This window comes from Desulforamulus putei DSM 12395 (assembly GCF_900129195.1).
In the GTDB taxonomy this organism is placed as follows: domain Bacteria; phylum Bacillota; class Desulfotomaculia; order Desulfotomaculales; family Desulfotomaculaceae; genus Desulfotomaculum; species Desulfotomaculum putei.
This window is the reverse complement of the sequence record NZ_FQUY01000005.1, coordinates 40,253-66,472: the sequence shown is the minus strand read 5'-3', so window position 1 is coordinate 66,472 and position 26,220 is coordinate 40,253. Positions and strand designations below refer to the sequence as shown.

Below are 26,220 nucleotides of genomic sequence, written 5' to 3'. Positions count from 1 at the left end.
CTAAACATTAATAATTAGACTTTGGAACCCTTAAATCCTGCCTTTAAAACAACGGTAAAATGTTACATTTGTATTAAACCAGGGGTAGCATCATGTTTTCATTTTTATTCGCCCTCGTCTTGCAGATTGCCTAAATAACAAGAATTGATGGCTGCCAATTTTAACATTGGAAAATACCCTTTTACAGACTGTTCAGGCTATAATAGTATGAAATATGACTGGGAGGGCCTTTGACGGTGGAACAAAAACCAGGGGATGCCCGAATTAAAAAGTGTATCGATGAGCATATGGATGGTTGGACAGTGGAAAGGGTGCTGAGACAAGGGTTAGGGGTGTCTCGCAGTTTAATGCGCAGCGCCAAAAGAAAAGGAAATATTTTACTAAACGGCATACCGGTCAAAACCAATGTGTCTGTGAAGCCCGGGGAGGTGCTGGAACTGTTAATGGTAACCCGGGGGACAAGCATCATTCCCCAGAAGATGGTCCTGGAGTTTATCTATGAGGACCAGGATCTTCTGGCCGTCAATAAGCCCCCGGGGATGCTGGTGCATCCTCTGACCACGGAAACCACAGGAACCCTGGCCAACGGCGTTCTTTATCATTGGCTGGGGCAGGGAGCGACGGATTGTTTCCGGCCGGTGCATCGACTGGACCGGGATACCTCCGGCATGGTTCTGGTGGCAAAAAACCCCTATGCCCAACAGCAATTGCAAAGGCAGATGAATCAAGGCTTGTTTACACGCCGCTACCTGGCTTTGGTGGAAGGACGATGTCAATCCCCGAGGGGGGTTATCAACGCGCCCATTGGGCTGGCGGAAGGCAGCATTATCAAACGGGCCGTTACTGCCTCCGGCAAGCCTGCCCTGAGCCGTTATACCGTACTGCGCCGATTTGCCGGGGCGAGCCTAGTTTGTGTAGAATTGGAGACAGGCCGAACCCATCAAGTGCGGGTTCATATGGCCCACCTGGGTCATCCCTTACTGGGGGATACCCTCTATGGAGGTGATGACAGCCAGATAAAACGCCAGGCTCTGCATTGCGCATACCTGGCCTTTCGGCATCCTGGCAGTGGTGAACCTGTAAAACTGGCTTGCCCGTTGCCGGCGGATATGAGAAAAGTGATGAAGGTTTTGCTATAAGTCAGCGCTTACAGATGATTGCCGGGCCATAGATCTGGCAGTAGGAATTTTTAGGGCTGCGAAGAAATTGAGCAGGGCAATGGCCGCTGCCACCAGGAAAACATACTGGTAGCCAAGCTTCATCCACAACAGGCCCCCGAAGAAGGGGATGGTCATGGATACGGCATGGTCAATGGTAAGACCCATGGACAGGGTGGGTGTTAAATCGTCCGGAGAGTCGGCAATTTTATTTAAATAGGTGGCCCGGGCCATGTTGCAGGCAAAAAGAAGCTGGTCCCCCACGTAGCACAAAAAGACAAGCCAGATGGCCAGGCTCCCCAGCCCAAGTTCTTTGGCAAAACCGTAGCCCAGGCATACCAGTGCCAGCAAAAGGGACTCGGTGACGATGACGGCCCGTTCGCCAAACTTATCGATGGCTCTGCCCAGCAAAGCCCGGAAGGGAATACCCGCTATTGTGCACACCAGTCCCAGCGCCGCAAAGGTTGTCACCGGCTGGTTAAAGACTTTAATCAAAACCCAGGGTGCAAAGGTAAGAAAGACCTGTTTACGGGCGCCAAAAAGTACGTTAAGCCAGTAAAAAAGCATATATTTGCGCTTAAAGAGCAGTCTCTGACGCCTGGTCTTACTTGGTCGTGGCGTCATCAACAGCAGGCAGACAGCGGCGGCAACGGCACAAAGCCCAGCCAGTGTAAAGATCAGACTGTAACTCATATTAAAATAACGAAAGCCCAACCACACCAGCAAGAACCCCCCCAGGGAGGCCGCGGTCTTGACGGCGCCCAGTTGGCCCAGACGCTTGCCTTCCTCGCCGGGTTTGGATAAAGCCACCCCGATGCTGGACTCCAGGGGCATATAGAGGTGAGCCCCCACACTCCAAACCATCATCCAGACAACCACCCAGGTAAAACTGGGGGAGAGAAAACCCAAACCCAACAGTCCAAGGGCCAAAATCAGGTTTGCCACCATGGCAATTCGCACGTCGGGCAGAAAAAGCAAAAGTCCGGTGGTAAACACCACTAAAAACCCGGGTAGTTCCCGGGGAAACTCCAAGCCTCCCCTGGCCACCTCGCCGATATGAAATACATCGTTTAAATAGTTATTAAAGGACGGGTCATAAAGGCCGGCATACAGCCCCAGAAAAGCCCCGGTTAAAATAAAAAGAAAAAAGTCCCGTTTTCGCCGGGCCTCTGTGTATTCCTGCATTTCTTAATCCTCCGTTAACCAAAATTGCAAAACCTACAGTTCTATTTTAGCATCTATCTCCAAAAAGGCAATAAAAAAAGGCCTTCCTAAGCCTGTTGCAGGAACTTTATTGCTTTCATCAAGTCATTGTTCAAGCGGGTGAACCAATCCTTCAACTCCTGCTGTTTCTCTTGACGCGCTTCGTTCTGCGCAATAATTTGAGTGAGCGCCTGAATGGCTTTTTCCTTTTCGGACATATCTGATGCCTCCTTTCCTTTGCTTCTATATTACCACCTTAAAATGAATTTGGAATTAATATTGGGTTAAGTTTAGATAATATCGGTATTTGTGTCAAGTGAAAAAATTCGTTCTATCTTGTTCCGGGGGTGCTATAATAGTAACAAAAGAGTGTTCAATTTCTAAGGAGGTCTTTATTGTGGATAGAGAGCTTGCTCTGGAGATTGTCAGGGTCACGGAGGTGGCAGCCCTTGCCTCTTCCCGCTGGATGGGAAGAGGCAAGAAACATGAGGCGGACCAGGCGGCCACCAGTGCCATGAGGGCGATGTTTGATTCCGTCAATATAAATGGCACCGTAGTCATAGGGGAAGGGGAGATGGACGAAGCCCCGATGCTCTATATCGGTGAAAAGGTCGGTACCGGCCAGGGACCGGAAGTTGACGTGGCTGTGGATCCCCTGGAAGGCACCAACATTGTGGCCAAGGGCCTGAACAACGCCCTGGCGGTGGTGGCTATTTCCGACAAGGGCAACCTGCTGCATGCCCCGGATATGTATATGGAGAAAATTGCCGTAGGGCCCAGGGCCGCCGGGTTGATTCATATCGACGACCCCATTCCCAGAACCCTGGAGATTGTTGCCCGGGCCAACCGCAAGAGAATTCAGGATTGCACCGTAATGATTTTGGAGCGGGAGAGACACGCCCAAATTATTGAGGCGGTACGCCGTACCGGCGCCAGGGTTAGATTATTCAGTGACGGGGATGTGGGGGCTGCCATTGCCACCTGCTTTGAGGAAACCGGTATTGATCTTTATATCGGCACCGGGGGAGCACCGGAGGGTGTCATCTCCGCCGCCGCCATTAAGGCTCTGGGCGGCGAAATGCAGGGACGCCTGGCCCCGGCCAATCAGGAAGAATATGATCGCTGCGTAAAAATGGGTCTGAAGGATCCCAGGCAGATCCTGATGATGGATGACATGGTACGGGGGGAAGACGCCATCTTTGCCGCCACCGGTGTCACCGACGGGGAACTCCTCAGGGGTGTCCGGTTTGTGGGTAACGACCGGGCGGAAACCCACTCCATCGTTATGCGGGCCCGCACCAAAACCGTCCGCTGGATTAGGGCCTTGCACTGCATTCCCAATAAGCCTCATTTAGTAATGGAGTAATTTGATAACCGGAGAAGGTCCGCCGCAAATTGTGGCGGCCTTTTCTGTTCCAGGCGTTACATTTATTTGACATCTGCCGTCTTTATGGTTGAGTACTCAAAAATACCGTACAACCGCGAAATGAGGTAGAAAAATGACCCCAGCAACCAACCAGCGTCATCCGGACGGGGATTTACCCTTTGAAGAACTCTATGACCGTTACTTTGAACCGGTGAACCGGTATCTCCGCTACCGGGTGGACAATACCTGGGATGCTGACGATCTGACCACCGCCGTCTTTATGAAGGCGCTGGAAAATTTTAGCAAATACCGGGCCGATGGGCCCTTTGCGGCCTGGATCTTTCGTATAGCCCACAATGTATACGTGGACTACATGCGAGGCCGCCGAGAGTACGCTACCCAGGATGTCATGCTGGAACTGGTCGCGGGTTCCGATGACGGTCCCGAAGAGGCTGTCCTGCAGGGTGAAGAGGTTAAAAAACTTCGCCGGTTATTGAAGGGTTTGGCCCCGGATTACCGGGATGTGGTGGCGTTGCGTTATGCCGGCGATTTACGCTTTGGTCAAATTGCCGAGGTTCTGGGCAAAACAGAATCCGCCGTCCGCATGCTGCATCACCGGGCCCTTAAACAACTCAGGCAGAAATATGTTCGGGAAGGGGGAAGCGCCTGATGAGTGAAGAGAGGTTCAATGATCAGGAGAACAAGGTTCTTCCCATTGAGGCGTATCTCAAGGCCCGGGAAGAAGGGGAAGACGGCATTTCTCAATTATTAAACCATATGCGGCAGGTCAGGGAAGCAGTGCCGGTAAACCGCCGCCTGCAGGTTGAGTTGCGTAAAAAGCTGCTGGAACGTCAGAAGGAACTCCGGAGCCGTAATAACCAGGCCAACTTCCAGGCTGCACCGACGAGAGACGAACAAAAGTTGACAAATAAATGGCGCCCCTGGTTAACCCCGTTCCTGGGAGTGGCAGCGGTAATCCTGGTACTGTTTGCTGTCACAGGTCTATGGCGTTACACCAACGGCGTTGTTCACCTGGAAGCTGCCGGATCACCCCAGGAGCTTACCAGGTTCTGGACCGAAGCGATGCCCCTCCAACCGGCTGTCAGCCCTGATGGCAGCAAAATATTAGTGGTGCGGGGCGGCGGACTGGTCCTTCTTTCGGAAACAGGCGTTCAACTAGCCTACCTGGCCCCCCCTGAAGGAGCAGCCTTCCGTTCTCCCAGCTGGTCCCCTGACGGCCGGCAGGTTTCCTTTGTCTTGAGCACGGAAAGTACTGAGGAGATAAAACAAATACCGGCCGAAGAACTTCTTTCATCTGCCAAATCTAAAACCTTGACTTTTCAGCAGGCGGGTCCTGCCGCCAAAGAAGAAAAAGGTTTAACCATGGCGGATGGGCAAAGGGCCGGCGATGGCGGAGACCAAAGGATGTCGGCTCGCGGTAAAACGAAGTACTATTCCCATCTGGTCTATGCGCCGGACGGTAAAGGTCTGGCCTACGTGGTGAGTTCCATGGGAAAAACTTCCGAGGTATGGATCCGTTTTCCCAACGGTGAGGACAGACGAATCACCGAAGGGGATGCTCCTACCTGGTCGCCGGACGGCAAACACCTGGTGGTGCAAAGACCCGGCAGGTCCGGCAGTTATGAACTCTGGCTGGTGAATATCGAAACCGGCGGGGCCGACCTGTTGGGCCAGGGGGAAAACCCGGTTTGGAGTAACAACGGTTACCTGGCCTTTTGCACCGAAAAGGCCCAGGAACGGATCCTAACCTTTCTGTCCAACGGTGAGCCCCAGTACAGCGTGCGCCAGCAGGCGGCGGAAATACGGGTGGCTTACCTGGGTAAAGACGGCGCCCCGGCATTAAAGAAATTGAAAGAAGATGTGGGTTGGCTGGCCAACAGTCATCTGCTGGTGGCGCCGGAAAACCGTATTAGCGGGCTGGAGATCAACTGGCTGAGACAGCAGGAGTTAAGCGGTTCCCGCGGACCGAAAACACTGGTGTTGAATGAGGTCCAAAAATGTGAGGGTCAAGTTTTTGGCCCCGAGGGCAAATGGTTATTGTTTGCTCGCCGGGACGGCGACACCGTGGCTTTGCTCAAGTTGAGGCTGGAGGAACGGTGGGAAAAGGAGAGGGACTAAGATATGCAAGTGAGAGGGAAGAGAAACACTGTTATCCCGTGGCTGATCATATCAGTACTGTTACTTATAACCTTTGCGTTGCCTGCAGCGGCTTCTGCAGCAGACACCGCGCCGGTTCGATTGGCCGTCCAGCCTGGCCTGAGCGGCATCTACAAGTTGGGCCTTCCTGCATGGCTTACCATCACCATCTCCAACCAGGATGAAGCATTCAAAGGCCTGCTGGTGGTGGAGCCCGTTGATAATTTTCCGGAGCGTCCCAGCCAGAGCACACGGTACCAGAAAACTGTTAAAGTGCCTGCCAGGAGTTTGGTAACAACCACCTTGATGGTTCCCAGTGAACTGGTAAACAACGGGGCCAGGGCAGTGCTCCTGGTGGACGGGACCCCTGTGGCAGCCAGCTCCGTTCAAGGGACGGCGGTGAACGGTGGTTTCATCGCCCTGAGTCTGGGTGAAAAGCCCCTGAAAGGGGGTGTCAGCGCCTGGCTGGATCAAACCTTTGGCGGGCAAACAGCCATTAAATTTCTTCCGCCTGCCTATCTGCCCGGAGATCCTCTGGAACTATCGGTAGCCGACATCATTATCGTGGACGATGTTTCTGTGGCCCGGCTGAGTAAGGAACAGATCCGTCTGTTAAAGGATTGGGTATCGCTGGGGGGCATGCTGCTGATTTCCGGGGGAGCAGGAACTTCACCCGGCGGGCCGCTGACTGAACTTTCCCCTGTGACAGCTGCAGGCCGGCAGGTGGTTTCCGCAGACATGGGCGGACTTCGGGTGGTGAAAGGAACCATGGCCGTGACTACCGGCCCGTTAACCGATGGGGAAGTTCTGGCCAGGGTGAACGGGGTGATTGTGGTGGCAGCCCGGGATTATGGCAAGGGACGTGTGGTGTACAGCGGCATTCCCCTGGAAAACCTTACATCCGAATCAGCTGCCATCTGGCCGCTGGTGTTTGGACAGATATACGGCCCCAACAGCTTGGATGGCAAAATGAGGGAAAAAAGACAATACAACAACGACATGCTGGGGCACGCCGCCACCTACCTGCCCCAGTTAAAGACGCCGCCGGTGCCCCGGGTGGCCGTTGCCTGGGTGATCTACGTTCTGGTGGTAGGTCCGGGACTCTATCTTCTATTAAGACGTTATGACCGCCGGGATTGGATGTGGTGGATGATTCCCGTCGGCGCTGTCATTACTGCCGGCGTGGTTTATTTTATGTCACCGGCCCAGCGGATTCATGCTCCCATCAGTCAGACCCTGGCGGTGGTTGAGATCATGGACAGTGAGAGGGCGGAAGTGAATGCCACTGCGGCCTTTATCAGTCCCTACGGGGGCACCTTAAATGTGGAGGGTTCCCCAGGGGCGGTTCTCTGGCCTTCCAATAACTATTATTCCCCCAGACAAAAGTCACCCATCATTCAGTATGATGCCGAGGCCGGTCCCAGAATCTCCTTCCCGGATGTGGAGTACTGGTCCATGCGCCAGGCTCGGGCCACGGCAATTAAACACGATGTGGGCCAGATCAGCGGCAGCCTGGTGTTGGAAAACGGCTACATCAAAGGTGAAATTGCCAACCATACCAAAATGGACTTGCGGGACTGCCGGATTTTACTGGGCGGACGGTCCATTGCCCTGAACCGGATCCCGGCCGGCGGCAGTGTTGAGGTGAACCAGTCCCTGGCCAAAGGGCCGGGCAGTCTGGGACCTAACGAATTCAGAGACCTGCTGGTGCCGCCGGTGAGACCGGGTGAAAATGACATTTATGTTAGGGAAAGACAAATGGTGGATGTTGTATTGGGGCCGAGGATGAATGACCCCGGCAACCAACCGGTCTTCTTCGGTTGGACCGACGATTCCCTGGGCATGTTTAAAATACTATCGAACCAAAAGAATGTCCGGGACTATAACCTGGCGCTGGTGACCCAGGAACTGCAGTTGCATCTTCCTATCGGCAAGGTTGTCCAACTGGCCCCTGGTATGTATATGCCGAAAGTGATTGAGAGCAGGGGTGCCTTTAATCAAACACCCCTGGGGTACACCCTTTATGAAGGCAAGATAACCCTGGGGATTGACTTGCTGCGGCCACTGAATAATCGAAACTTTAAGGTGGTTTCCATCGAATTCCCGCCCCAGGAAAACAAAAATGTGGCCATGCGAATTTATGATTGGCAGGAAGAGAAGTGGATCGATGTGCCGTCCTCCGGTTTAAAGATCGGCCCGGAAAAACTCAAGCGCTACGGTTCACCGTCAGGAGAATGCCGGTTCCAGGTTGAAAAAACAACCGGTCTTGGTCGGCCTGACAAGGTAGACCTTCCCGCAGTGGCCGTGGAAGGAGTGGTGAGCCGGTGAATGCAATTGAAATAAAATCCTTGACCAAGGTCTATGGCACCAACTACGCTTTGCGGGAATTTACCCTCAACATTGAAGCGGGGCGGGTCTACGGTTTAATCGGCCCCAACGGGGCCGGTAAAACAACCGCCATGTCCATCCTGGCCACATTGCTGGCCCCGGACGGGGGAACCGCCACCGTGGGGGGGTACGATGTGGTGAAAGAACCCGCGGCGGTTCGCCGGTTGATTGGCTATATGCCGGACTTCTTTGGCGTTTATGACGGGCTCAAAGCAAGTGAATACCTGGAATTTTATGCCGCTGCCTACCGCATACCGGCGGGGGAGCGCCCCCGGTTAACCCGTGATTTGCTGGAACTGGTGAACCTCGCCGATAAAACAGATACCTATGTGGATTTGCTTTCCCGGGGCATGAAGCAGCGGCTGGCCCTGGCCCGCTGCCTGGTCCATGACCCCGCCGTTCTGATCCTGGATGAACCGGCCTCCGGCCTGGATCCCAGGGCCCGGGCGGAAATGAAGGAAGTTATCCGCCAACTGCGCAGGATGAATAAGACCATTTTAATCAGTTCCCACATTCTGCCGGAACTGGCCGAGATGTGCGACAACATTGCCATCCTGGAACAGGGGCGGCTGGTGGCCAACGGCACGGTGGAAGAGGTCACCGCCGCCCGGCAGGGAGCCAGGATCTTAAAGATCGACGTGGCGGAAAAATTAACCGAACTAATCGAGTTTCTTAACAACCGGCCCGGTGTGGCCAGCGTAGACGGAGAACCGGGCTGGGCCAGGATTTCCTTCACCGGAAATAAAACAGCCCAGGGCCAACTGCTGCGTGACATTATGGACCGGGGCTGGACTGTCCTGGAGTTTGCAGAGATCAAAGGAAACCTGGAAGACGCCTTTATGGCCATGACCGGGGAGGTGGAATAAAATGAGGGAATTAAACCCTGTATTGCTCAAGGAACTGCGGCAGAGATTTCGCTCTTATCGTTCTCCCCTGGTGGTAGTGCTTTACCTGATGGTGTTGGGCGGCTTTTCCCTGGGATTTATTTACCTGCGCTGGCGCAGCGCACCGGCCTTTTTTCAACCCGGCAGCAGTAAAGAAATCTTTACGGTATTAAGCATGGCCCAGTTGGGACTGCTGGCCTTCGTGGTGCCCGGCCTGACCGCCGGGGTGATCAGCGGGGAGAGGGAACGGCAAACCTTAAATGTTTTATTAACCACCGAACTAAGTCCCCTGAGCATTGTGGTGAGTAAGATGGTTGCCGCCTGTTCCTTTACAGCTTTACTCCTGTTTGCCAGTTTGCCCCTGTACAGCCTGGTGTTTATGTACGGCGGTCTGGCGCCCGTTCAAATCCTGGGGGTTCTGGCTTTCTTTCTGGTTTCCATGCTTTTGTACGCTGCCATTGGTGTCAGTTGCTCCACCTATTTTAAAAGAACCGGCGTCAGTACCGTAACATCCTACGGCATTGTCTTTTTCCTGGTGGTCGGCACCGGCTTCCTGGGGGGCTTTATCTACGAACTCTACCAGCACCAGGCCCGCATGGCCATGACCAACCTGCAGGAAACACCCTTCATCGTGCAGTTGCTGCAGGACACCAATCCGGTGATGGTGATGCTGAGAATCCTCGGCGAACAAGCCACCTTCGGCCCCGGCCGGGACATGTGGCTGCCCTACTGGGGAACCTATGCCGTAACCTGTATTGTTCTTAGCGTTCTCTTAATTCTCTGGAGCGGCTGGAAGCTGAATCCCATGAATCATAATCGGAAGCTGTTCAGGTAACAGCATGGCTGAGAAATAAAAAAGAGGGTCACCTAATGATCTCCAGGTGACCCTCTTGTGCTCATCTGAACTCAGGAGACAGCAGTAAAATGTACCATTGAAAAAGAACAGAAAGGTGGCGCCCGCCGGATAGGACCTTTACCGTTCCTTACCGGGGGTAAAACCTCAAGGCTTTGCCGTTTAAGTAGTCACATTTCTTGCCCTGCCAGGTGTCCCTTTCCACCAGTGTTTTCTCAACGGTCTGCTTAATTTTCCACCAACTGGTGTTCCAGTTGGAGAACAACTGGTTGTCCTGCGGGCCCTTGCCCACCAACCGCTGGATCACGATGCGGGGGTCCAGATATTCCAGGAAGGTGACCACCCGGTTGATGTATTCCTCCAAGGGGATGATGTGAAATTCTTCCCTTTGATACATGTCTGCCAGCACCGTACCCTTTACCACATAGAGGGAATGGAGTTTAACATAATGGACCCCCAGGGCCGAGAGGATTTTGGCGTTTTCAATGACGTCAAGGCTGTTATCCCAGGGTAAGTTCAAGATGATGTGAACGCAGATTTCAAAGTTTCTTTTTTGAATGCGCTGTACGGCATCAATAAATTCTGCCAGGGTATGACCGCGGTTTACCTTCACCAGCGTATGGTAATTAACGGTCTGCAGCCCCAGTTCAATGTTGATATCCAGCCCTCGCCGGGCCTGCAGTTCCTGCAGGAAGTCCAGGCAGGCGTCGTTAATGCAGTCCGGTCGGGTGGAAATCGAGATGCCCACCACATCCTCTTCATCTGCTGCGGCCAGAATATTTTCCTTAAATTGCTCTAGGGGCAAATACGTATTGGTAAAGGCCTGAAAATATATGATAAACTTTTTGGCGTTAAACCGGCGGATAAAAAACTCCCGGTTTGTTTGAATTTGCTGTTTCACACTCATGGTGTTGGGAAGGCATTCAAAGCCGGCCCCATCTTCATCACAGAAAATACAGCCGCCCCGGCCTACGGTGCCGTCCCGGTTGGGACAGGTGCCGGGAAGATTCACAGGAAGTTTATAGACCTTCTGACCAAACTTTTCCGTTAGATGATCGGAATACTGGCGGTAACGGGTTGATTTCTCAAACATGCTGCATCCCTCAACATTACACCATCTTTCAAAGGCCAATGGCCAATAGCCAATGACCAATGGCCTTTTTATTGGCTTACCTTACTTCTAACATCTCACATTTCATAATAGCACAGGTAAACTGTTCCGAACAACTTTTTAAAAAATGTCCTTTAAGGCAGGAGCTGCGTTACTTTAATAGTATATATACAAAAAGCCTTGCGGAGGAAACTATGGATCTTAAGAAAACACGTGTTGATATCCACCGTTTGCGACGCCGGTGTGATGCGGCCGAATTGGATTTTTGCTGCACCTCGGCAGATGTGCCGCCGCTGCATGATTTTATCGGTCAGGAAAGGGCGGTGCGGGCCATGCAGTTCGGCCTTACCATGAAGGCCTTCGGGTATAACATTTTTGTGGCGGGACCCGCCGGCACCGGTAAAACCACCTATACCCAAACCGTCGTGGCCCAGGCCGCAGCCAGAGAAAAAACCCCCGGGGACTGGTGCCTGCTTTATAATTTTCACAATCCCGATGTTCCCCAAGCGGTAAGCCTGCCGCCGGGATGGGGGAGCAAATTCCAAAGGGATATGGCAAATTTAACTACTGAAATGAAAAACGCCATTTCCAGGCTGTTTGAGGGAAAGGAATACAGCCAGAGAAAAAGCGCTATTCTGCAAGAGCTGCAGCAAAAATTGGATCGTGACCTGGAGCAATTGAAGGAAGATGCCAATGCGGCAGGTTTTGTTATGAAAGTGTCCGAACAGGGAATCTTTTTTATTCCCGTTAAAGAGGGCAAACCCCTTTCCAAAGAACAGTATGATGAGTTATCAACCGAAGAACGACAGGTCCTTGAAGAAAGTTTAAAGAAACTGCAAGGATGCACAGAGGAACTGGCCTTTAACGGCAAGTTGATGGAAAAAGAAGCGGACCGGGTGATAAAGGACCTGGATAAACAACTGATCCTGGAAACCATTGTTCCTTTGGTGAAAAATGTGCAGGAGCAGTACAAGGAGCATGGGAAAATTGTTGCTTACCTCAATGACCTGGTAGAAGACATAACGAACAACATTGACTGCCTTACCGGAATGGAAGGTCAGGATCAGGAGAAGCCTACGGATGACCCGTACAAAAACTACCGTGTTCACCTGCTGGTAAACAATGCTGACACCACAGGGGCGCCGGTGGTGGTGGAAACCAACCCGCATTACTATAACCTGTTTGGCAAAGTCGAATACCGCAGCCAGTTGGGTACTGTAAACACCGACTTTACCATGATTAAACCCGGCGCCATGCACCGGGCCAACGGGGGGTATCTGATCCTGCAGGCCAAGGACCTTCTAGCGGACGCCAATGCCTGGGAAACGTTAAAAAAGGCGTTAAAGAACCGACAGGTTATTGTGGAAAATATCGGGGAACATTACCGGTCTGTACCCACCATCAGCTTGAAACCGGAACCCATACCGTTGAATGTCAAGGTCATCCTGATTGGATCACAGAGGATTTACCACCTGTTACAACAGTTGGACGAAGACTTTGGCAAGCTCTTTAAGGTCATGGTGGATTTTGAAGTGGTGATGCCCCGTACCCCGGAAAATTTAAGGAATTATGTTGCCTTTGTGGGTTCGGTGTGCCGCCGTGAAAACCTGCCTCATTTTGACAAGTCAGGCCTGGGTGAGATCATTGAATACGGCTCCCGGCTGTCCGGCAACCAGAATAAGCTTTCCACTCAGTTTAATGAAGTGGTGGAAGTGATCCTGGAAGCAGCTGCCTGGGCCCAGGCGGCAGGAGCAGAACTGGTAGGGGCTGAACATGTCCGCCAGGCCATCAATGAAAAGATCTACCGCTGCCGCCGGGTGGAGGAACGGTTACAGGAGCTTATTTTGCGGGGCAAGATCCTGGTGGATACCGAGGGGGCTGTGGTGGGACAGGTGAACGGCCTGGCTGTCTTGGATGTGGGTAACTACGCCTTTGGCAAGCCCTCCCGCATTACTGCCAAAACCTACATGGGGCATGAGGGACTGGTGAATATTGAACGGGAAACCGAAATGAGCGGCAGTATTCACTCCAAGGGCGTTCTTACGCTAACCGGTTATCTGGGCAGCATGTTTGCCCAAAATAAACCCCTCACCTTATCGGCCCGCATCACCTTTGAACAGCTCTATGAAGGGGTTGAGGGGGATAGCGCTTCCAGTGCGGAACTCTACGCGCTGCTCTCCAGTTTGTCCGGGGTCCCTGTCAAACAGTGCCTGGCGGTGACCGGTTCCGTGAACCAGAACGGGGAAATTCAGCCCATTGGCGGCGTTACGGAAAAAATCGAGGGTTTCTTCGGGGTCTGCCAGGCCAGGGGCCTCACCGGGGAACAGGGGGTCATCATCCCTGTACAAAATGTTGACAACCTGATGTTAAGTCACGAGGTGGTGGAGGCTGTGGAGCAGGGAATGTTTCATATTTATGCCATCTCCAGGGTGGAAGAGGGCATTGAATTATTAACCGGGGTACCGGCCGGTGAACGTCAGGAAGACGGCGGGTACCCGGAGGGAACCATTTTTCATCTGGTGGATAAAAAACTGCAGCATTATGCCGATGGGTTATGCCACTTTGACAAATAAGAAAACGGCCTCCAAAGAGGCCGTTTTTAGTTGCCGATGACAGCCTTTTCATTTTTCACTGCGGACCTGCCAAACAAGCAGTAGGAGATAAACATCAGAGCCAGCCAGCCTGCGCCGCTGTATAAACCGACCCGGAAGAAATCATGGAAGTAGAAGGTGATCATGATGGCAACCAGCAGCGCCAAGCCAATACCCGGTAGAACGGGGTGCAGTGGCATTCTGGTGGGCAGCGGTTTGCCGCCTTCCCGTTCCCGGGCAGCCCGGAAGAAGAAGAAGGTAACAATCACCATGGCCCAGACAAACAGCGCGCCAAACAAGGCAATGCCGAAGGTATAAAGATATGCTTGTTCATCCCCTAGGGTTTGCAGCAGTACAGCTAGGGCGATACCGCCGGTGGATGCCAGCAGGGCATTGACAGGGGTACCGGCTTTGCTCAATTTACCCAGGAAGGACGGGGCGTATTGACCACGGGCCAGAGAAAACATCATCCTGGAGGTCAGATACAAGTTGGCATTCATGCTGGAAAGGGCGGCGGTTAACACTACAAAGTTCATGATGCCGGCAGCGTAAGGAATGCCGATGGCGCTAAACACTTTAACAAAGGGACTTACCTTACCGCCTGCCTCCACCCAGGGAACCACGCAGAGCATGATGACAAGGCTTAACAGGTAGAACAGAATCAGGCGAATCACCATGGTTCTCATGGCTCTGGGAACAGCCTTTTCGGGTTCCCTGGCCTCACCGGAAGTTACGGCCACCACTTCAACACCGATGAAACTGAAGATTGCCATCATGACACCCATCCAAACCCCCTTAAGGCCCAGGGGCAGGAAACCGTCGTGTTTGGTTAAATTGGAGAAGCCGATGGGCTCGGTGCCGATGCCGAACAGAACGGCGGCGCCGGTGATAATGAAGAAGACAATGGCGGTTACTTTAATTAAAGCAAACCAGTATTCAAAGGCGCCGAAATTGGCCACCGAGCGAGCGTTAATATAGACCATGGCTGCGGAAAAGGCCACCATCCAGACCCAACTGGGGACATCGGGGAACCAGTACTGCATGTAAATAGCTGCCGCTACAACCTCTCCGCCAATGGCAATGACCTGGCAGGCCCAATAGGTGTAACGAACGGACCATCCCGCAAAGGGACCGATGTACATCTCCGCATAGGCTCCAAAGGACCCGGCTGTGGGGTGCGCCACCGCCATTTCAGATAAACAGCCCATCATAATCAGGGCACAAATGGCCGCAATCACATAACTCAGGATCACACCGGGGCCGGCCAGACTGACGGCAAAGCCGCTGCCAAAGAATAGCCCGGTGCCAATGGCGCTGCCAAGGGCGATCATGGTCAGCTGTCTTTGGGAAAGCTCCCTGTGCAGCCCCTGTTCTCTTTCCACCACATCAATTTTGCTCACTTTCTCTACTCCTCTCACCTAAATATAAAAAAACCGCTCCAAGGCGGAGAATTGCCAACGCTAACTCCCCTCAGCTATTCTCAACTATCCTCAACTATGCTCATGTATTTGTTTTTATAAATAATGCCCTCTGCTCAGAAAATAAAAATTCCGTCCTCTGGCGGAGATCAGCTGACACTGCGCTTCTCTCGGCTCAACTCATCTCCTCTCTTCTACTATATTTTTTGGGAACCCTCTGCTAAACTCTTGCTAAAGCTTATTATACATGGATTTTTAAAATCCTGCCAGTAAAAAAAATCTGGAAGATTTTACATTTACAAAAGATTGGCCTTTCCGTTACCATTATAAAAGGTGGTTTTTAAAATGAATTTAAGGAGCGTTGCGAAGGTGTTTGATTTACGGGTTGTCGTGGAGGAAGTCCGTGGGTTTTGCGATTTACCCATGCGTCCCGGAGATTACTTCGAGGTTAAGGGTGGGAGAATTACCATTCCCCAGGGCAAGCATATCTGCATGTGGGCCCTGGCTGCCATGTTGCCGATGTTTCCCGCCAAGCAGAGAAAAATAGACGAGGAAAACGACTGGCTGCCCAGCACCCGGCACATGTGCTGTCCCGATCCCAACGGGATGGTGATTTATCGTATTGAGAGGATTCCTGCCGGCGATAACAGGGGTCCTAAAGTAAGCACAAAAGAGGTTGATGACAGGGAGAATAAACCCTTTCCACGCATGTTAGTTGACGAAAAGGTTTGTTCCGGTTGCCGGTCCTGTGAACTGGCCTGCAGTTTTTACAAAACAGGTTTGTTTTCTGTTGACGAGGCCAGCATCCGGGTGGCCAAAGATGAAGTGAACGGCATGGATCGCCCCCTGGTTTGCCGCCAGTGCGGCAATGCCCGTTGTGTCCAGGCTTGCCCGGCCGGGGCCTTGGACCGTCACCCGGAAACTCATGCAGTGAGGCTGTATGCTGAGGTTTGTACAGGATGCGGGGCCTGTGCCGAGGCTTGTCCCTTTGGTTCCGTCCATTTCCGGGAGGGTAAACCCCTGTTTTGTGATCTTTGCGGCGGGGACCCCCGGTGTATCGAGCGTTGCGCCACCGGCGCCCTGCGCTATGGCAGGGCCGGAGAGCCGCCCCTCAAGGGCGGCCCCAGAGCAGCCATAAAGGGGGGCAGATGAACATGACCTGTGGCTATGCAGGCAAGGTAGCAAGGGTGAATTTAACCACCGGCAAGGTTACCGTTGAGCCGTTGGAACAGCAGCTGGCCAGGAACTATTTAGGCGGCCGGGGCTTTAACATGAGAAGACTTTACGACGAAATCCCCCCTAACTTGGATGGTTTGAGTCCTGAGAATAAGCTATTTTTCTCTGTGGGGCCGCTGGTGGGCACCTTCTTTCCCGGGGCCGCCAGATTTAACGTCAGCGCCAAATCCCCCCAAACGGGAATTCTGGGGGACTCCAATGCCGGTGGTTTTTTCGGGCCGGAATTAAAATTTGCCGGTTACGATCAGTTAATTATCGAAGGCAAGGCGCCAAAACCGGTTTATCTTTTTATTTGTAATGACAGGATTGAAATAAGGGATGCGCAGCACCTATGGGGGCAGGATGTCTGGGCCACCCAATCAGCCATCCTCCAGGAATTAAGGGATGCCAGGGTTCAGGTGGCGGCTGTGGGCACCGCAGCGGAGAACGGCGTTCGTTTTGCCGGCGTATTTGCCAACCTGGTGCGGGCTGCTGCCCGAACCGGTATGGGTACGGTTATGGCATTGAAAAACCTGAAAGCCATTGCAGTGAGGGGGAATCAGCCGGTGAGGGTGGCGGACCACGCAGGGTTTGCCGGATTGATGCGGGAGATTGACCGCGCCATTTATGAACACCGTGAATATCCCGCCCGGGCCCTTATGGGTACCACCAAACTGGTGCATGCCCTCAATGAGGCCGGCTGTCTGGCCACCCGCCATTTTCAGACCGGGCGTTTTGAAGGGGCGGAAGCTGTCAGCGGCGAGGTCCTGGCCGAAACGGTAAAGGTAAAGTCCAAGTCCTGCTTTGGCTGCACCATCCCCTGCAGCCGGTTTTTCCAAATATCCCGGGGGCCCTTTGCGGGTCTTAAGAGTGAGGGTCCGGAATTTGAAGGACTGGCCGGTTTCAGTTCCCGGGTGGGGGTTGCGGACCTGGCCGCAGCCCTGAAGGGAGTCGATTTGTGCAACCGTTACGGGTTGGATGTAATTACCACTTCCGAAGTAATTTCCTTTGCCATGGAACTGTACCAGAGGGGAATCCTCTCCCGGGCTGAGGCCGACGGACTTGATTTGACCTGGGGCAATGTGGATACCGTTCTGACCCTCATAGAGAAGATTAACCGGCGGGAAGGCTTTGGCGATGTCCTGGCGGACGGGGTAAAGGCGGCAGCACAGAAGATTGGCCGCGGTTCTGAAGAATATGCTTTCCATGTCAAGGGTCTGGAGCTGTTCCAGGCAGATCCCCGGGGACTAAAGGCCTATGCTCTGGGTTACGCTGTGGCCAGCCGGGGTGGGGACCACCTTCGCTCGGAACCCTCCTTTGAGTTCAGCGGCGATGCGGCAGCCGGGCAAAGAATGTACGGTCATCCCGACGCTGCCTTCCGCTTAAAATATAAGGGTAAGGGCCGGGTGGTTAAGCATTATGAAGAGTGGTCCGCACTGGCTGATTGTTTGGAGGCCTGCAAAAATACCATCGTCAATATGGAGATCGTGGATTTTGCCATGGCAGCCAAACTGATGAGAACAGTAACCGGCTGGGATATTGACAGGGAGGAAGTGCAGGCCATTTGCGAGAGAGTGGTGAATCTGGAAAGGGCTTTTAACACCAGGGAGGGTCTCACCAGGAAGGATGATACATTACCCAGGCGCTTTACTGATGAGCCGCTGCCGCAGGATGCCGGGCCGTCCGCCGGCAGTGTGGTAGAATTACAGCCCATGCTGGATGAATATTACCAGGCCAGAGGGTGGGATACTGCCACGGGAATTCCCACCTTCAGCAAGCTCAGAGAACTGGGCCTGGAAAAAGAGGCTCGGGAATTGAAGGAGCGTGGCCTCATTCATGACGAAGCCTGACAAAGTCAGGGTTACAGTACGCTACCTGGGTGTTGTGCGCCTGATGTCCGGGCGCCGGGAAGATGTGCTGGTATTCACCGGGCCGGTTACCGTTGCGGCAATCTTATCCAGGTTAAAAGCGCTGTTACCAGGGGAAGTCTATCAAGAGATACAACGCCAGTCCTTGCTCCTCTCGCCCCGGCCGGGGGCGCCGGGTGTTGTTTTAGCGATGCCCGGCGATGAGGGGCAAATGTTGGAAGACGGCCATTGTCTAACCGTGGTAACCCCCGTCACCGGGGGATAATGCCCGGTTTTTTTGGTACATAAACAGGGAATGTGCCCTGTGATCAGGAAAAACCTTGTGGAGGGAAAATGTCTTGAAAACCTGTTCGTCCGTACTGGAAGCCATTGGCAATACCCCCTTGATCGAACTGGCAAGGATAGGCAAGGATTTGCCGGGCAAAATATTTGCCAAAGCGGAGTTTATGAACCCCAGCGGTAGTATGAAAGACAGAATTGCCCTGAAAATGATTGAGGATGCTGAAAAGGAAGGGAAACTGAAACCGGGCAGCATCGTTTTGGAAGAAACCAGCGGCAATACCGGTATTGGCCTGGCCATGGTATGCGCCATTAAGGGCTATCGTTTTGTGGCTGTCATGTCCGAGGGAAACAGTCCCGAACGGCGGCAGGTTTTACAGGCCATGGGGGCCAGGGTGGAATTGGTACCCCAGGCGGAGGGGGGCAAACCGGGGCAAGTTACCGGTGAAGACCTGGCTCTGGTGGAAGAAAGGGCCAGAGAACTGCAGAAAGAATTGGGCGCCTTTTGGGTGAATCAATTTCATAACCCCGGCAACTGTGCGGCACACTATGAGACCACCGCCCAGGAGATCTGGCGGCAGATGGATGGCAAGATCGATTATTTTCTCGATGTGGTGGGCACCTCCGGCACCTTTACCGGCATCGCCACCGCCCTCAAAGAAAAGGATCCCAACATCCAATGCTGGGCGGTGGAGCCGGCCACCGCTCCGGTGCTGGCCGGCAAGCCGGTGACCAATCCAAAGCACGTTCTGCAGGGCTCCAGCTATGCAAAAATACCGGACCTGTGGCAGCCCCGGGTGTGTGACGGCTATATAACGGTCACCGACGGGGAGGCCATCCGGGCGGCCCGCCGCTTGGCCACCGAAGAAGGACTGCTCTGCGGTTATACCTCCGGGGGCAATGTGGCCGCGGCCCTGAGACTGGCCGGCTGGTGTGACCCCGGGGCGAGGATTGTTACGATCCTTTGTGACGGCGGTATGAGATACCTGAGCACTGACCTGTTTAAATAAGGCCGTTTTGGCCATTGGCCTTTAGTCTGTGGTGCCTAAAGCTGAAGGACAAAAGCCAAGGGCCAAGGCCAATGGCCAGGTACCAATTTTGTTTTTGCATAACATAAGTGATATAATATATATTGGAAAAATAAACTAGAATTTATGGGAGGTTGTCAAATGGCTGGAGAAGTAAAATTGTCCATTGAGTACTGCACTGCTTGAGGCTACCTGCCGAAAGCGGCCGGTCTGGCCGAAACCTTGTTGCGGACGTACAAAAATAAGATTTCTTCCTTTGAGCTGATCCCTTCCGGCGGGGGAGTCTTTGAGGTAAGGAAAAACGGGGAATTGATTTTTTCCAAAAAAGAACTGGGCAGATTTCCCGAAACGGAGGAAATTACAGCCAAACTGGGGCTATAATAAAGTCCTCGGCAAATATCTTTGCCGGGGACTTTATTTTTTTACCAGGCCCTTGGTATGAACCCCGGGGCCCACGGCGATGACTTCAGGTTCCGGGTCCACAACGGTTTGGGAAATCAGGCGCCGCTCCACTTCTTTGTCATTTTCAAAAATGACTTCGTAGGTTTTCAATTGATAACCGTCCCGTCCCGGTCGGCGAACCACCACCTGACCGGGGACCAGCCCCTCCTCTTGCACATATTTTCGAGTGGGTTTGGTGATCAACCGTTCTGTTTCAATCTTAATTAACCGGGCCGAGGCCCCTTGCCGGTGGCCAAAAATGCTAACCAGGAGCTTTCCCTGCTGCACTTGACTGCTTATTAAGACGGGAAAATCGGTATTGTTAAGAAACTTAAAATCGATGAAATCACCGGCGATGGTGGCGTCCTTTCCTGCCGGAGCATAGGGAACCGGCAGGGAATGGGGGACCCGTTCCACCACCGTCAAACCTGCCAGTGACACGGCATTATACAGGGTGGTAGCCACCTGGCAGACGCCGCCGCCAAAATCGCTGGTTAACTTATTGTTTATGATCACCGGCGCCTGGAGGTAGCCCCTTTCCCGGTTACGGGGACCCAAAACCTTATTAAGAGAAAATACTTGTTTGGGTGGTACAATCACATTGTTAATTAATTTACTGGCCAGTTCAATATTATGGGAACGGGCCCTGTTGGTGGGGTCGAATTGGGTTACAAAGATGGACAATCTGGAATTAATTCCGTTAAAATCGGAGATGCGAATGTCAGGCTCAACGGTCTTGAACCGGAGTACCAACCGGTGTTCGTCAACAGGAAGGTCCATCAACTGCTTGACGGTCCCTTCAGTGTCCAGTTGTCTGCCTTTGCTGTCCTGAAATAATATGACATTATTTCCATTGAACGCAAACTGGGCGTTCCGGGCCGGGACATTGTACTTGTCCGATAATTTGTCAAGAATTCTGGTAAAGGCAACGTTATCAAAAGTTTTGACCAGAGGCAAGTCACAGCCATGGTGCATGGCGCCAAACAAGGCGCCAATATTGTTCCAGGCGGCAGTTTTTTGGCTGTGCCGCAAGGCTTCCTTTACGGTTACATGATAATCGGCCCGGTAGTCAATATCACCATAACGGATATGGGTGGGTTGTCCCTCCGGGTCCACCAGCATTAAAAGACTTTCCGGACTGGGCCAGGGCAGAGCGTCCCTTAAAACCTTCTCGGCCTCATCAGCCTTTAACCCGCCGATATCAACGCCTTGGACAGAGGTTCCCGGTAAAACGGTGTCCCGGTAATAAAAGGTGATTGCCGCACTGGACAGGCCGACGCTAACCAAAAGTTGAAGACCTAGGGCAAGGGTAACATAAAAGGTCAGCCTGGCTTTATTCACGGGTGTTCAGGGTCAGCTCCACAAACTTATCCGCAGCCACAGCCTTGTCCACCATTTCCTGGGTAACCTTTTGGCCCTGTTCAGCGATAATCTCTCCGTCATCTGACAGAATGTCGGTGGTTACGGTACGACCGATTAAATATTGTTTTTGTTTATCTTCAAAGAACTGTAAAGGATCCTGAGGACCCTGTGCCGTTGCCTTTTCCACCACAGGTTTATGTACAGCATCTGTGTGAATTTGGGAAGCGTTTTCTACCAGGGCAGCATCGAAGTCTTCCTCCACCACCAGCATTCCTTTACCAAAGGTAACCACCAGATTGGCAGGAATGAGGCCGGTTTTGGCGCCATCCCCGGCTACCCAGCGGCAGGCGGAAATTTTGCCTGTTTGCTCATCCACCAGGATCTCGTCAATGGATCCGTTCAGGCGGCCCTTTTTGGTGATAACCTGGGAGCCCACAACTTTAACTTCCTTTTTTAACAATTCAATGGCAGCCGGCACCGAGGTGATGTTGACAACATTGGTCCTGGTTTCCGTAGTCAGGGCATCTTCGCCAATACCGGCGACATCCTGAATGGCAATCAGCCTGCGTTCCATGTACCACTGTTCGGGTTCAACAATGAGAAAATCCACAGACCCGGTATCCGGGTTAATGACCAGATCCTCAACCTTTCCCAGTGAGGCTACCTCAACAATGCTTATGACAGGCAAACCTACAATTTGGCTTTTTAACTTCACGTAAATAACCCCTTCCGTTTATGAAATTAAATGTTTTATATTAAGAGAGTTGTCAAAGGCCTCTCTTCGTACTGCTTCAGGAACCTGTTCATAGGGAATATGACCGTAACGGTCCCTGCTCAGCAAATCCATCAGGCACCGGATAAATCTTGCCTTTTGCTTTAGGTTGGCCATGCCCGGATGTTCCTTGAGAGACGGGTGTTCGGCAAAGGCGTTGATGATCTCCAAGGCCATCGGGTAGAGGCCGAGATGCTGGTAGATGGAACTTAACTCGCTGATGGCCAGGTATAACAGTTCCGGGTCGGCCCCGTAAGCAACCACCTTGTTGAGGTGGCGGACGGCCTGGGCATACTGCTTGCACTTGGCCAGGCGCAAACCTTCGACCAGCAGAGATTTAGGAGATTGACTGCTTTCCCCGGTTGTCGAAGCCGCGGGCAAATCTTCCGCAAGACCGGAAGTTTGAGAAGCGTCCTCGGCAATGTCTGTCTTCAAAGAGGTATCCGGTGTGTGTTCAGTCTCTTGTAGAGTTTGTATCAGGAGACTGTCTTCCCGGGAAACATCTTCCGGATCCCGGGTATCCCCGGAAATGTAGTCCGAGGTCTGCAACGGTTCAGGAACATCCGGTTCAAGAACATCCCTTGAGGGAGCAGATTCCTCGGCAACCACCGTTGGCAGGTTATCTTCCCCACCAACCATAACAATTTCCGACGGCTCTTCTTCAGGTGAGACAACCGCTTGTTGTTTACAAGGCTTCATCTCTTCATGGGATTCCCCAGGTGCAACCGGTTCGGCCTGTTCCTCAGACTTTACTGTCAATTCGCCGGTACCGCAAACTGTTTCTCTGCCCTTGATTTCTTCCGGTACCGTTTCTTCTTGCACGACGGGGTGTTGCATGTCCGGCATCCCGCTGCCGACCCATTCATTACCCGTAGTATCCGGCGACCGGTTGGTTTGACTCGTTTCTTCAGGTTCTTCGGCGTCCCAGTATGGGTGATTTCTTGCAATGGTAACCCCTAAAAACAGCAGCAGCAATCCTATGGAAAAAAATGTTTGTGCTACCGAAAGCTTAACCTGCAGCAGGGGATAAATCATACCAATAATGAAGGTAGCAATAGAAGCCCGGAGGGCCACAGGCTTGGTAAAAAATTTTTTATAGGGAAAATAAAGTACGATGGATAAGGATCCGAGGGTAAGCCAGTAAACCCACATTGAAATCCTCCGTTTTCCGTTTATTATGTAAAATCCTCGCCAATTCATTACGAAATATTAAAATACGTCATATATTGCCTTAAATCCTCTCAAAAAACCAGGGTTTGAAAAAAATATCTGAAATTGTCAAAAGCCTGCAGAATAGAGTAAGTTTTTCGTTTTACGCATAGCTGCAGGGCATTGTTTGGCAAACTAGGTATAGATCTGACTGGAATGCTGGTTTCAAAGATGATGTGACAGCAGTATTTTTTTCTTTCGTTGGACAAACCTGACGTTCTAACAAGGTTGGAGGGAAAGCCATGTTTTATTTTCGCACTGTCACAGTAAGCCCATCTATACCGGAGAGGATTGGCAGGCTGAAGGAATTATCCTATAACCTTTGGTTCAGTTGGCATCCGGAGGCGCTGGAACTTTTCAGGCGAATGGATGAGCCAAAATGGGAAGAGTTAAATCACAATCCGGTGAAAATGCTGTTGCAAGTAAATAACGACAGCCTGCAAAGGGCCGCCGCCGACCCGGACTACCTGGCGCTGTATGATAAAGTGCTGGCGGACCTGGATCGTTATATGAATGCCGATACCTGGTTTAAAAACAAATATCCTCATTTAGCGGATAAGCCCATCGCTTATTTTTCTGCCGAATTCGGTCTTCACGAGTCTTTACCCATTTACTCCGGAGGGTTGGGTGTGCTGGCCGGGGACCACTGCAAGGCCGCCAGCGACATCGGTTTGCCTCTGGTAGGTGTTGGGCTGCTGTACAAGCAGGGCTATTTTACCCAGAGAATTAACCGGGAAGGCTGGCAGGAAGCCCATTACCCGTTCCAAAACTACAACGAAATGCCCGTGAAGCCGGCGCTTAATGAAGAAGGACGGGAAATTATTATTCCGGTGGAGTTGCCCGGCAGAACCGTTCACCTGAAGGTATGGCAGGTGCAAGTGGGCAGGATTAAAATCTACCTTATGGATGCGGACATCACTCTGAACAACGATCATGACAGGCAGTTAACCGCACAGCTCTACGGGGGAGACAAGGACACCCGGATCTCCCAGGAAATGCTGCTGGGTATCGGCGGTGTCAGGGCCCTCAGACAATTGGGCATTCACCCCGTGGCCTGGCATATCAACGAAGGACACGCGGCTTTCCTTTGTTTGGAACGTTTACAGGAACTGGTACAGGCAGGCGTACCCCTGGCCACCGCCAGGGAGGCTGTCAGGGCCAACACCTTGTTTACCACACACACGCCGGTACCGGCCGGCCATGATGTTTTTGACGCTGATAAGGTAGATTACTATCTAAACCGTTATTACGGAGCCCTGGGTGTGGATCGCAACGGCTTTATGAGTTTTGGTTGGGACTCTCGGAAAAACAACTTTAACATGACCATTCTGGCCATGAATTTTGCCGCCTACTGCAACGGTGTCAGCAAGCTGCACGGGGAAGTTTCCCGCAAAATGTTTCACTACCTCTATGAACATATCCCTATAGAAGAAGTGCCGATTTTTTCGGTGACCAACGGTATTCACACGTTAACCTGGTTGTCCAAAGAACTGGCGGAGTTATTTAATGCTTACCTGAGCCCCGGCTGGACTTCCCGTATCTGTGATGCCAACCTGTGGCAGTCCATCGACAACATTCCGGACGAAGAACTTTGGGATGTCCACAGATCCCTAAAAAAGAAAGCCATTTACTTCTTCCGCGAATCTGTAAGAAAGCACAAATACCGCAATCAGGAACCTGCTGAACACATTGCCGAAGTGGATGAGTACCTTAACCCCGAGGCCTTCACCATCGGTTTTGCCAGACGGTTTGCTACCTACAAACGGGCAACCCTGCTGTTTAGGGACATGGAGAGGCTGGCCAGGCTGTTCAGCGACCCGGAGCGGCCTGTGCAAATTATTTTCGCGGGCAAGGCTCACCCGGCGGACCGCCCGGGACAGGATTTAATCAAAAGGATTTATGAAATATCTCAACAGGAACCCTTCCGGGGAAAAATCATTTTTATTGAAAACTACGACATGAATGTGGCCAGGCATATGGTACAGGGGGTAGACATGTGGCTCAATACGCCCCGCTGGCCCATGGAGGCCAGCGGTACCAGCGGCATGAAAGCGGCAACCAACGGGGTCATTAACTGCAGTGTCCTGGATGGCTGGTGGCCGGAGGGATACAATGGTGAAAATGGTTACGCTGTCGGCCGGGAAACCGGTTATCGAAGTGATGAAGAACAGGATAGGGACGACGCCTATCACCTGTATTCCCTGTTGGAAGAACAAATCATCCCTGCCTATTATGATCAGGACAACGGTTATCCCCGCCGCTGGATTAAAATGATGAAAAACTGCATCAAGACCATTGCGCCGGCCTTCAGCACCGAACGCATGGTCAAGGAGTATACCGACCGTTTTTACAGCGAAGCTGTCCGCAGGGGTGAGCAATTTGCCTCCAATCACTTTCATGTTGCCAGCCAAGTGCAGGATTTCAAGCGGTATATGAAGGATAACTGGCACCATGTGGCAGTCAAGCACGTTGATGCAAACGCGGTTAAAGGGAAAGAATTAAAGGCAGGGGAAACTTTGGAGTTGGCTGCGGATGTTTACCTGGGGCCCATTGCCCCGGACAACGTGGTGGTAGAAGTGGTGCATGGATGTGAAGGAGACCACACCCTGGTGGGAATTAAAGCCACTCCCCTCAAGGTGGCAGGCCAAAAGGGGGAGGGAATCTATCACTACCGGGGAGGGTTTACCCTTGACCAGGGCACCTGCGGTTTTACCGTAAGGATCAGACCGGAACATCCCTTGTTTGCCACCAAGTTTGAACTGCCGCTGGCAAGCTGGGCGCATAATTTTTAAAGAACCCTTAGACCCGCCGTAACATGTTTTGACGGCGGGTTTTGAAATTTTATTTTCAAATATCTGGTGGGTATGGTATTAAAAAAACCTTACATTCGTAATTTTTCTTACAGCAACTACAGGAAA

Annotated in this window: 21 protein-coding genes; 14 read left to right on the top strand and 7 right to left on the bottom strand. The window is 52.4% G+C overall.

Annotated features, from left to right (window positions below):
- Positions 1-236: 236 nt before the first annotated feature.
- On the top strand, positions 237-1,139 hold the full coding sequence (locus BUB67_RS05055) for an RluA family pseudouridine synthase (RefSeq protein ID WP_238456964.1): 903 nt from the start codon (positions 237-239) through the stop codon (positions 1,137-1,139).
- On the opposite strand, the gene BUB67_RS05050 is transcribed toward BUB67_RS05055, so the two are convergent.
- Together BUB67_RS05050 and BUB67_RS05045 are read right to left on the bottom strand one after the other, a co-directional pair.
- Entirely contained in the window at positions 1,134-2,342 is a 1,209-nt protein-coding gene (locus tag BUB67_RS05050) for an MFS transporter (RefSeq protein ID WP_073236750.1), read from the bottom strand. The genes BUB67_RS05055 and BUB67_RS05050 overlap by 6 nt on opposite strands.
- A gap of 86 nt (positions 2,343-2,428) precedes the next feature.
- Positions 2,429-2,578 carry a peptidase gene (locus tag BUB67_RS05045; RefSeq protein WP_073236747.1) on the bottom strand — a complete coding sequence of 50 codons (150 nt, stop codon included), beginning with the start codon at positions 2,576-2,578 and terminating at the stop codon, positions 2,429-2,431.
- 179 nt (positions 2,579-2,757) lie between these two features.
- Here BUB67_RS05045 and glpX point away from each other — a divergent pair, with 179 nt between their 5' ends.
- The 6 genes from glpX to BUB67_RS05015 all read left to right on the top strand — a co-directional run bounded on the left by glpX (position 2,758) and on the right by BUB67_RS05015 (position 9,990).
- Positions 2,758-3,726: a class II fructose-bisphosphatase gene (gene glpX / locus BUB67_RS05040; protein ID WP_073236744.1), complete on the top strand. Its 969-nt coding sequence runs from the start codon at positions 2,758-2,760 to the stop codon at positions 3,724-3,726.
- A 133-nt stretch (positions 3,727-3,859) separates the two neighbouring features.
- Positions 3,860-4,396, top strand: coding sequence for an RNA polymerase sigma factor (locus BUB67_RS05035; protein WP_073236742.1), 537 nt, complete (start codon positions 3,860-3,862; stop codon positions 4,394-4,396).
- On the top strand, positions 4,396-5,865 hold the full coding sequence (locus BUB67_RS05030; protein ID WP_073236738.1) for a TolB family protein: 1,470 nt from the start codon (positions 4,396-4,398) through the stop codon (positions 5,863-5,865). Before BUB67_RS05035 ends, BUB67_RS05030 begins: the two co-directional genes overlap by 1 nt.
- 3 nt (positions 5,866-5,868) lie before the next feature.
- Positions 5,869-8,211, top strand: a complete 2,343-nt coding sequence (locus BUB67_RS05025) for a hypothetical protein (RefSeq protein ID WP_073236735.1) — start codon at positions 5,869-5,871, stop codon at positions 8,209-8,211.
- The gene (locus BUB67_RS05020; RefSeq protein WP_073236732.1) at positions 8,208-9,137 is read left to right on the top strand and encodes an ABC transporter ATP-binding protein; all 930 of its coding nucleotides are present in this window, start codon (positions 8,208-8,210) and stop codon (positions 9,135-9,137) included. Before BUB67_RS05025 ends, BUB67_RS05020 begins: the two co-directional genes overlap by 4 nt.
- Position 9,138: 1 nt before the next feature.
- Positions 9,139-9,990, top strand: coding sequence for an ABC transporter permease (locus BUB67_RS05015; protein WP_073236729.1), 852 nt, complete (start codon positions 9,139-9,141; stop codon positions 9,988-9,990).
- A 148-nt stretch (positions 9,991-10,138) separates the two neighbouring features.
- On the opposite strand, the gene mnmL is transcribed toward BUB67_RS05015, so the two are convergent.
- Positions 10,139-11,101: a tRNA modification radical SAM protein MnmL/YtqA gene (mnmL, locus tag BUB67_RS05010; RefSeq protein WP_073236726.1), complete on the bottom strand. Its 963-nt coding sequence runs from the start codon at positions 11,099-11,101 to the stop codon at positions 10,139-10,141.
- Positions 11,102-11,313: 212 nt separating this feature from the next.
- Between mnmL and BUB67_RS05005 the strand changes: the two genes are divergently transcribed.
- Complete coding sequence (locus tag BUB67_RS05005; RefSeq protein WP_073236723.1) at positions 11,314-13,692, top strand: ATP-binding protein; 2,379 nt, start codon at positions 11,314-11,316, stop codon at positions 13,690-13,692.
- Positions 13,693-13,718: 26 nt separating this feature from the next.
- On the opposite strand, the gene BUB67_RS05000 is transcribed toward BUB67_RS05005, so the two are convergent.
- Positions 13,719-15,110 carry an amino acid permease gene (locus tag BUB67_RS05000; protein ID WP_073236720.1) on the bottom strand — a complete coding sequence of 464 codons (1,392 nt, stop codon included), beginning with the start codon at positions 15,108-15,110 and terminating at the stop codon, positions 13,719-13,721.
- Between the two features lie 363 nt (positions 15,111-15,473).
- Between BUB67_RS05000 and BUB67_RS04995 the strand changes: the two genes are divergently transcribed.
- The 5 genes from BUB67_RS04995 (at position 15,474) to BUB67_RS04975 (ending at position 19,899) form a co-directional block, all read left to right on the top strand.
- Positions 15,474-16,280 carry a TIGR04076 family protein gene (locus BUB67_RS04995; protein WP_238456963.1) on the top strand — a complete coding sequence of 269 codons (807 nt, stop codon included), beginning with the start codon at positions 15,474-15,476 and terminating at the stop codon, positions 16,278-16,280.
- Positions 16,281-16,282: 2 nt separating this feature from the next.
- Positions 16,283-18,193: an aldehyde ferredoxin oxidoreductase family protein gene (locus BUB67_RS04990; RefSeq protein ID WP_073236716.1), complete on the top strand. Its 1,911-nt coding sequence runs from the start codon at positions 16,283-16,285 to the stop codon at positions 18,191-18,193.
- Positions 18,180-18,476, top strand: coding sequence for a hypothetical protein (locus BUB67_RS04985; RefSeq protein ID WP_073236709.1), 297 nt, complete (start codon positions 18,180-18,182; stop codon positions 18,474-18,476). Before BUB67_RS04990 ends, BUB67_RS04985 begins: the two co-directional genes overlap by 14 nt.
- A 73-nt stretch (positions 18,477-18,549) precedes the next feature.
- Positions 18,550-19,500 (top strand): PLP-dependent cysteine synthase family protein, encoded by a 951-nt coding sequence (locus BUB67_RS04980; protein ID WP_084127647.1) that lies wholly within the window; start codon positions 18,550-18,552, stop codon positions 19,498-19,500.
- Positions 19,501-19,659: 159 nt separating this feature from the next.
- Positions 19,660-19,899 carry a SelT/SelW/SelH family (seleno)protein gene (locus tag BUB67_RS04975; protein WP_143157006.1) on the top strand — a complete coding sequence of 80 codons (240 nt, stop codon included), beginning with the start codon at positions 19,660-19,662 and terminating at the stop codon, positions 19,897-19,899.
- Positions 19,900-19,932: 33 nt separating this feature from the next.
- Here BUB67_RS04975 and BUB67_RS04970 read toward each other — a convergent pair whose 3' ends face one another.
- Genes BUB67_RS04970 through BUB67_RS04960 form a run of 3 tightly spaced genes read right to left on the bottom strand, consistent with a single transcriptional unit; the run spans position 19,933 to position 23,245 of the window.
- Positions 19,933-21,300: a VanW family protein gene (locus tag BUB67_RS04970; RefSeq protein WP_238456962.1), complete on the bottom strand. Its 1,368-nt coding sequence runs from the start codon at positions 21,298-21,300 to the stop codon at positions 19,933-19,935.
- Positions 21,293-22,036, bottom strand: a complete 744-nt coding sequence (locus BUB67_RS04965) for a PRC-barrel domain-containing protein (protein WP_073236694.1) — start codon at positions 22,034-22,036, stop codon at positions 21,293-21,295. Before BUB67_RS04965 ends, BUB67_RS04970 begins: the two co-directional genes overlap by 8 nt.
- 18 nt (positions 22,037-22,054) lie before the next feature.
- Entirely contained in the window at positions 22,055-23,245 is a 1,191-nt protein-coding gene (locus BUB67_RS04960) for a tetratricopeptide repeat protein (RefSeq protein WP_073236691.1), read from the bottom strand.
- 299 nt (positions 23,246-23,544) lie between these two features.
- Here BUB67_RS04960 and glgP point away from each other — a divergent pair, with 299 nt between their 5' ends.
- Positions 23,545-26,094 carry an alpha-glucan family phosphorylase gene (gene glgP / locus BUB67_RS04955; protein WP_073236687.1) on the top strand — a complete coding sequence of 850 codons (2,550 nt, stop codon included), beginning with the start codon at positions 23,545-23,547 and terminating at the stop codon, positions 26,092-26,094.
- Positions 26,095-26,220 lie beyond the last annotated feature (126 nt).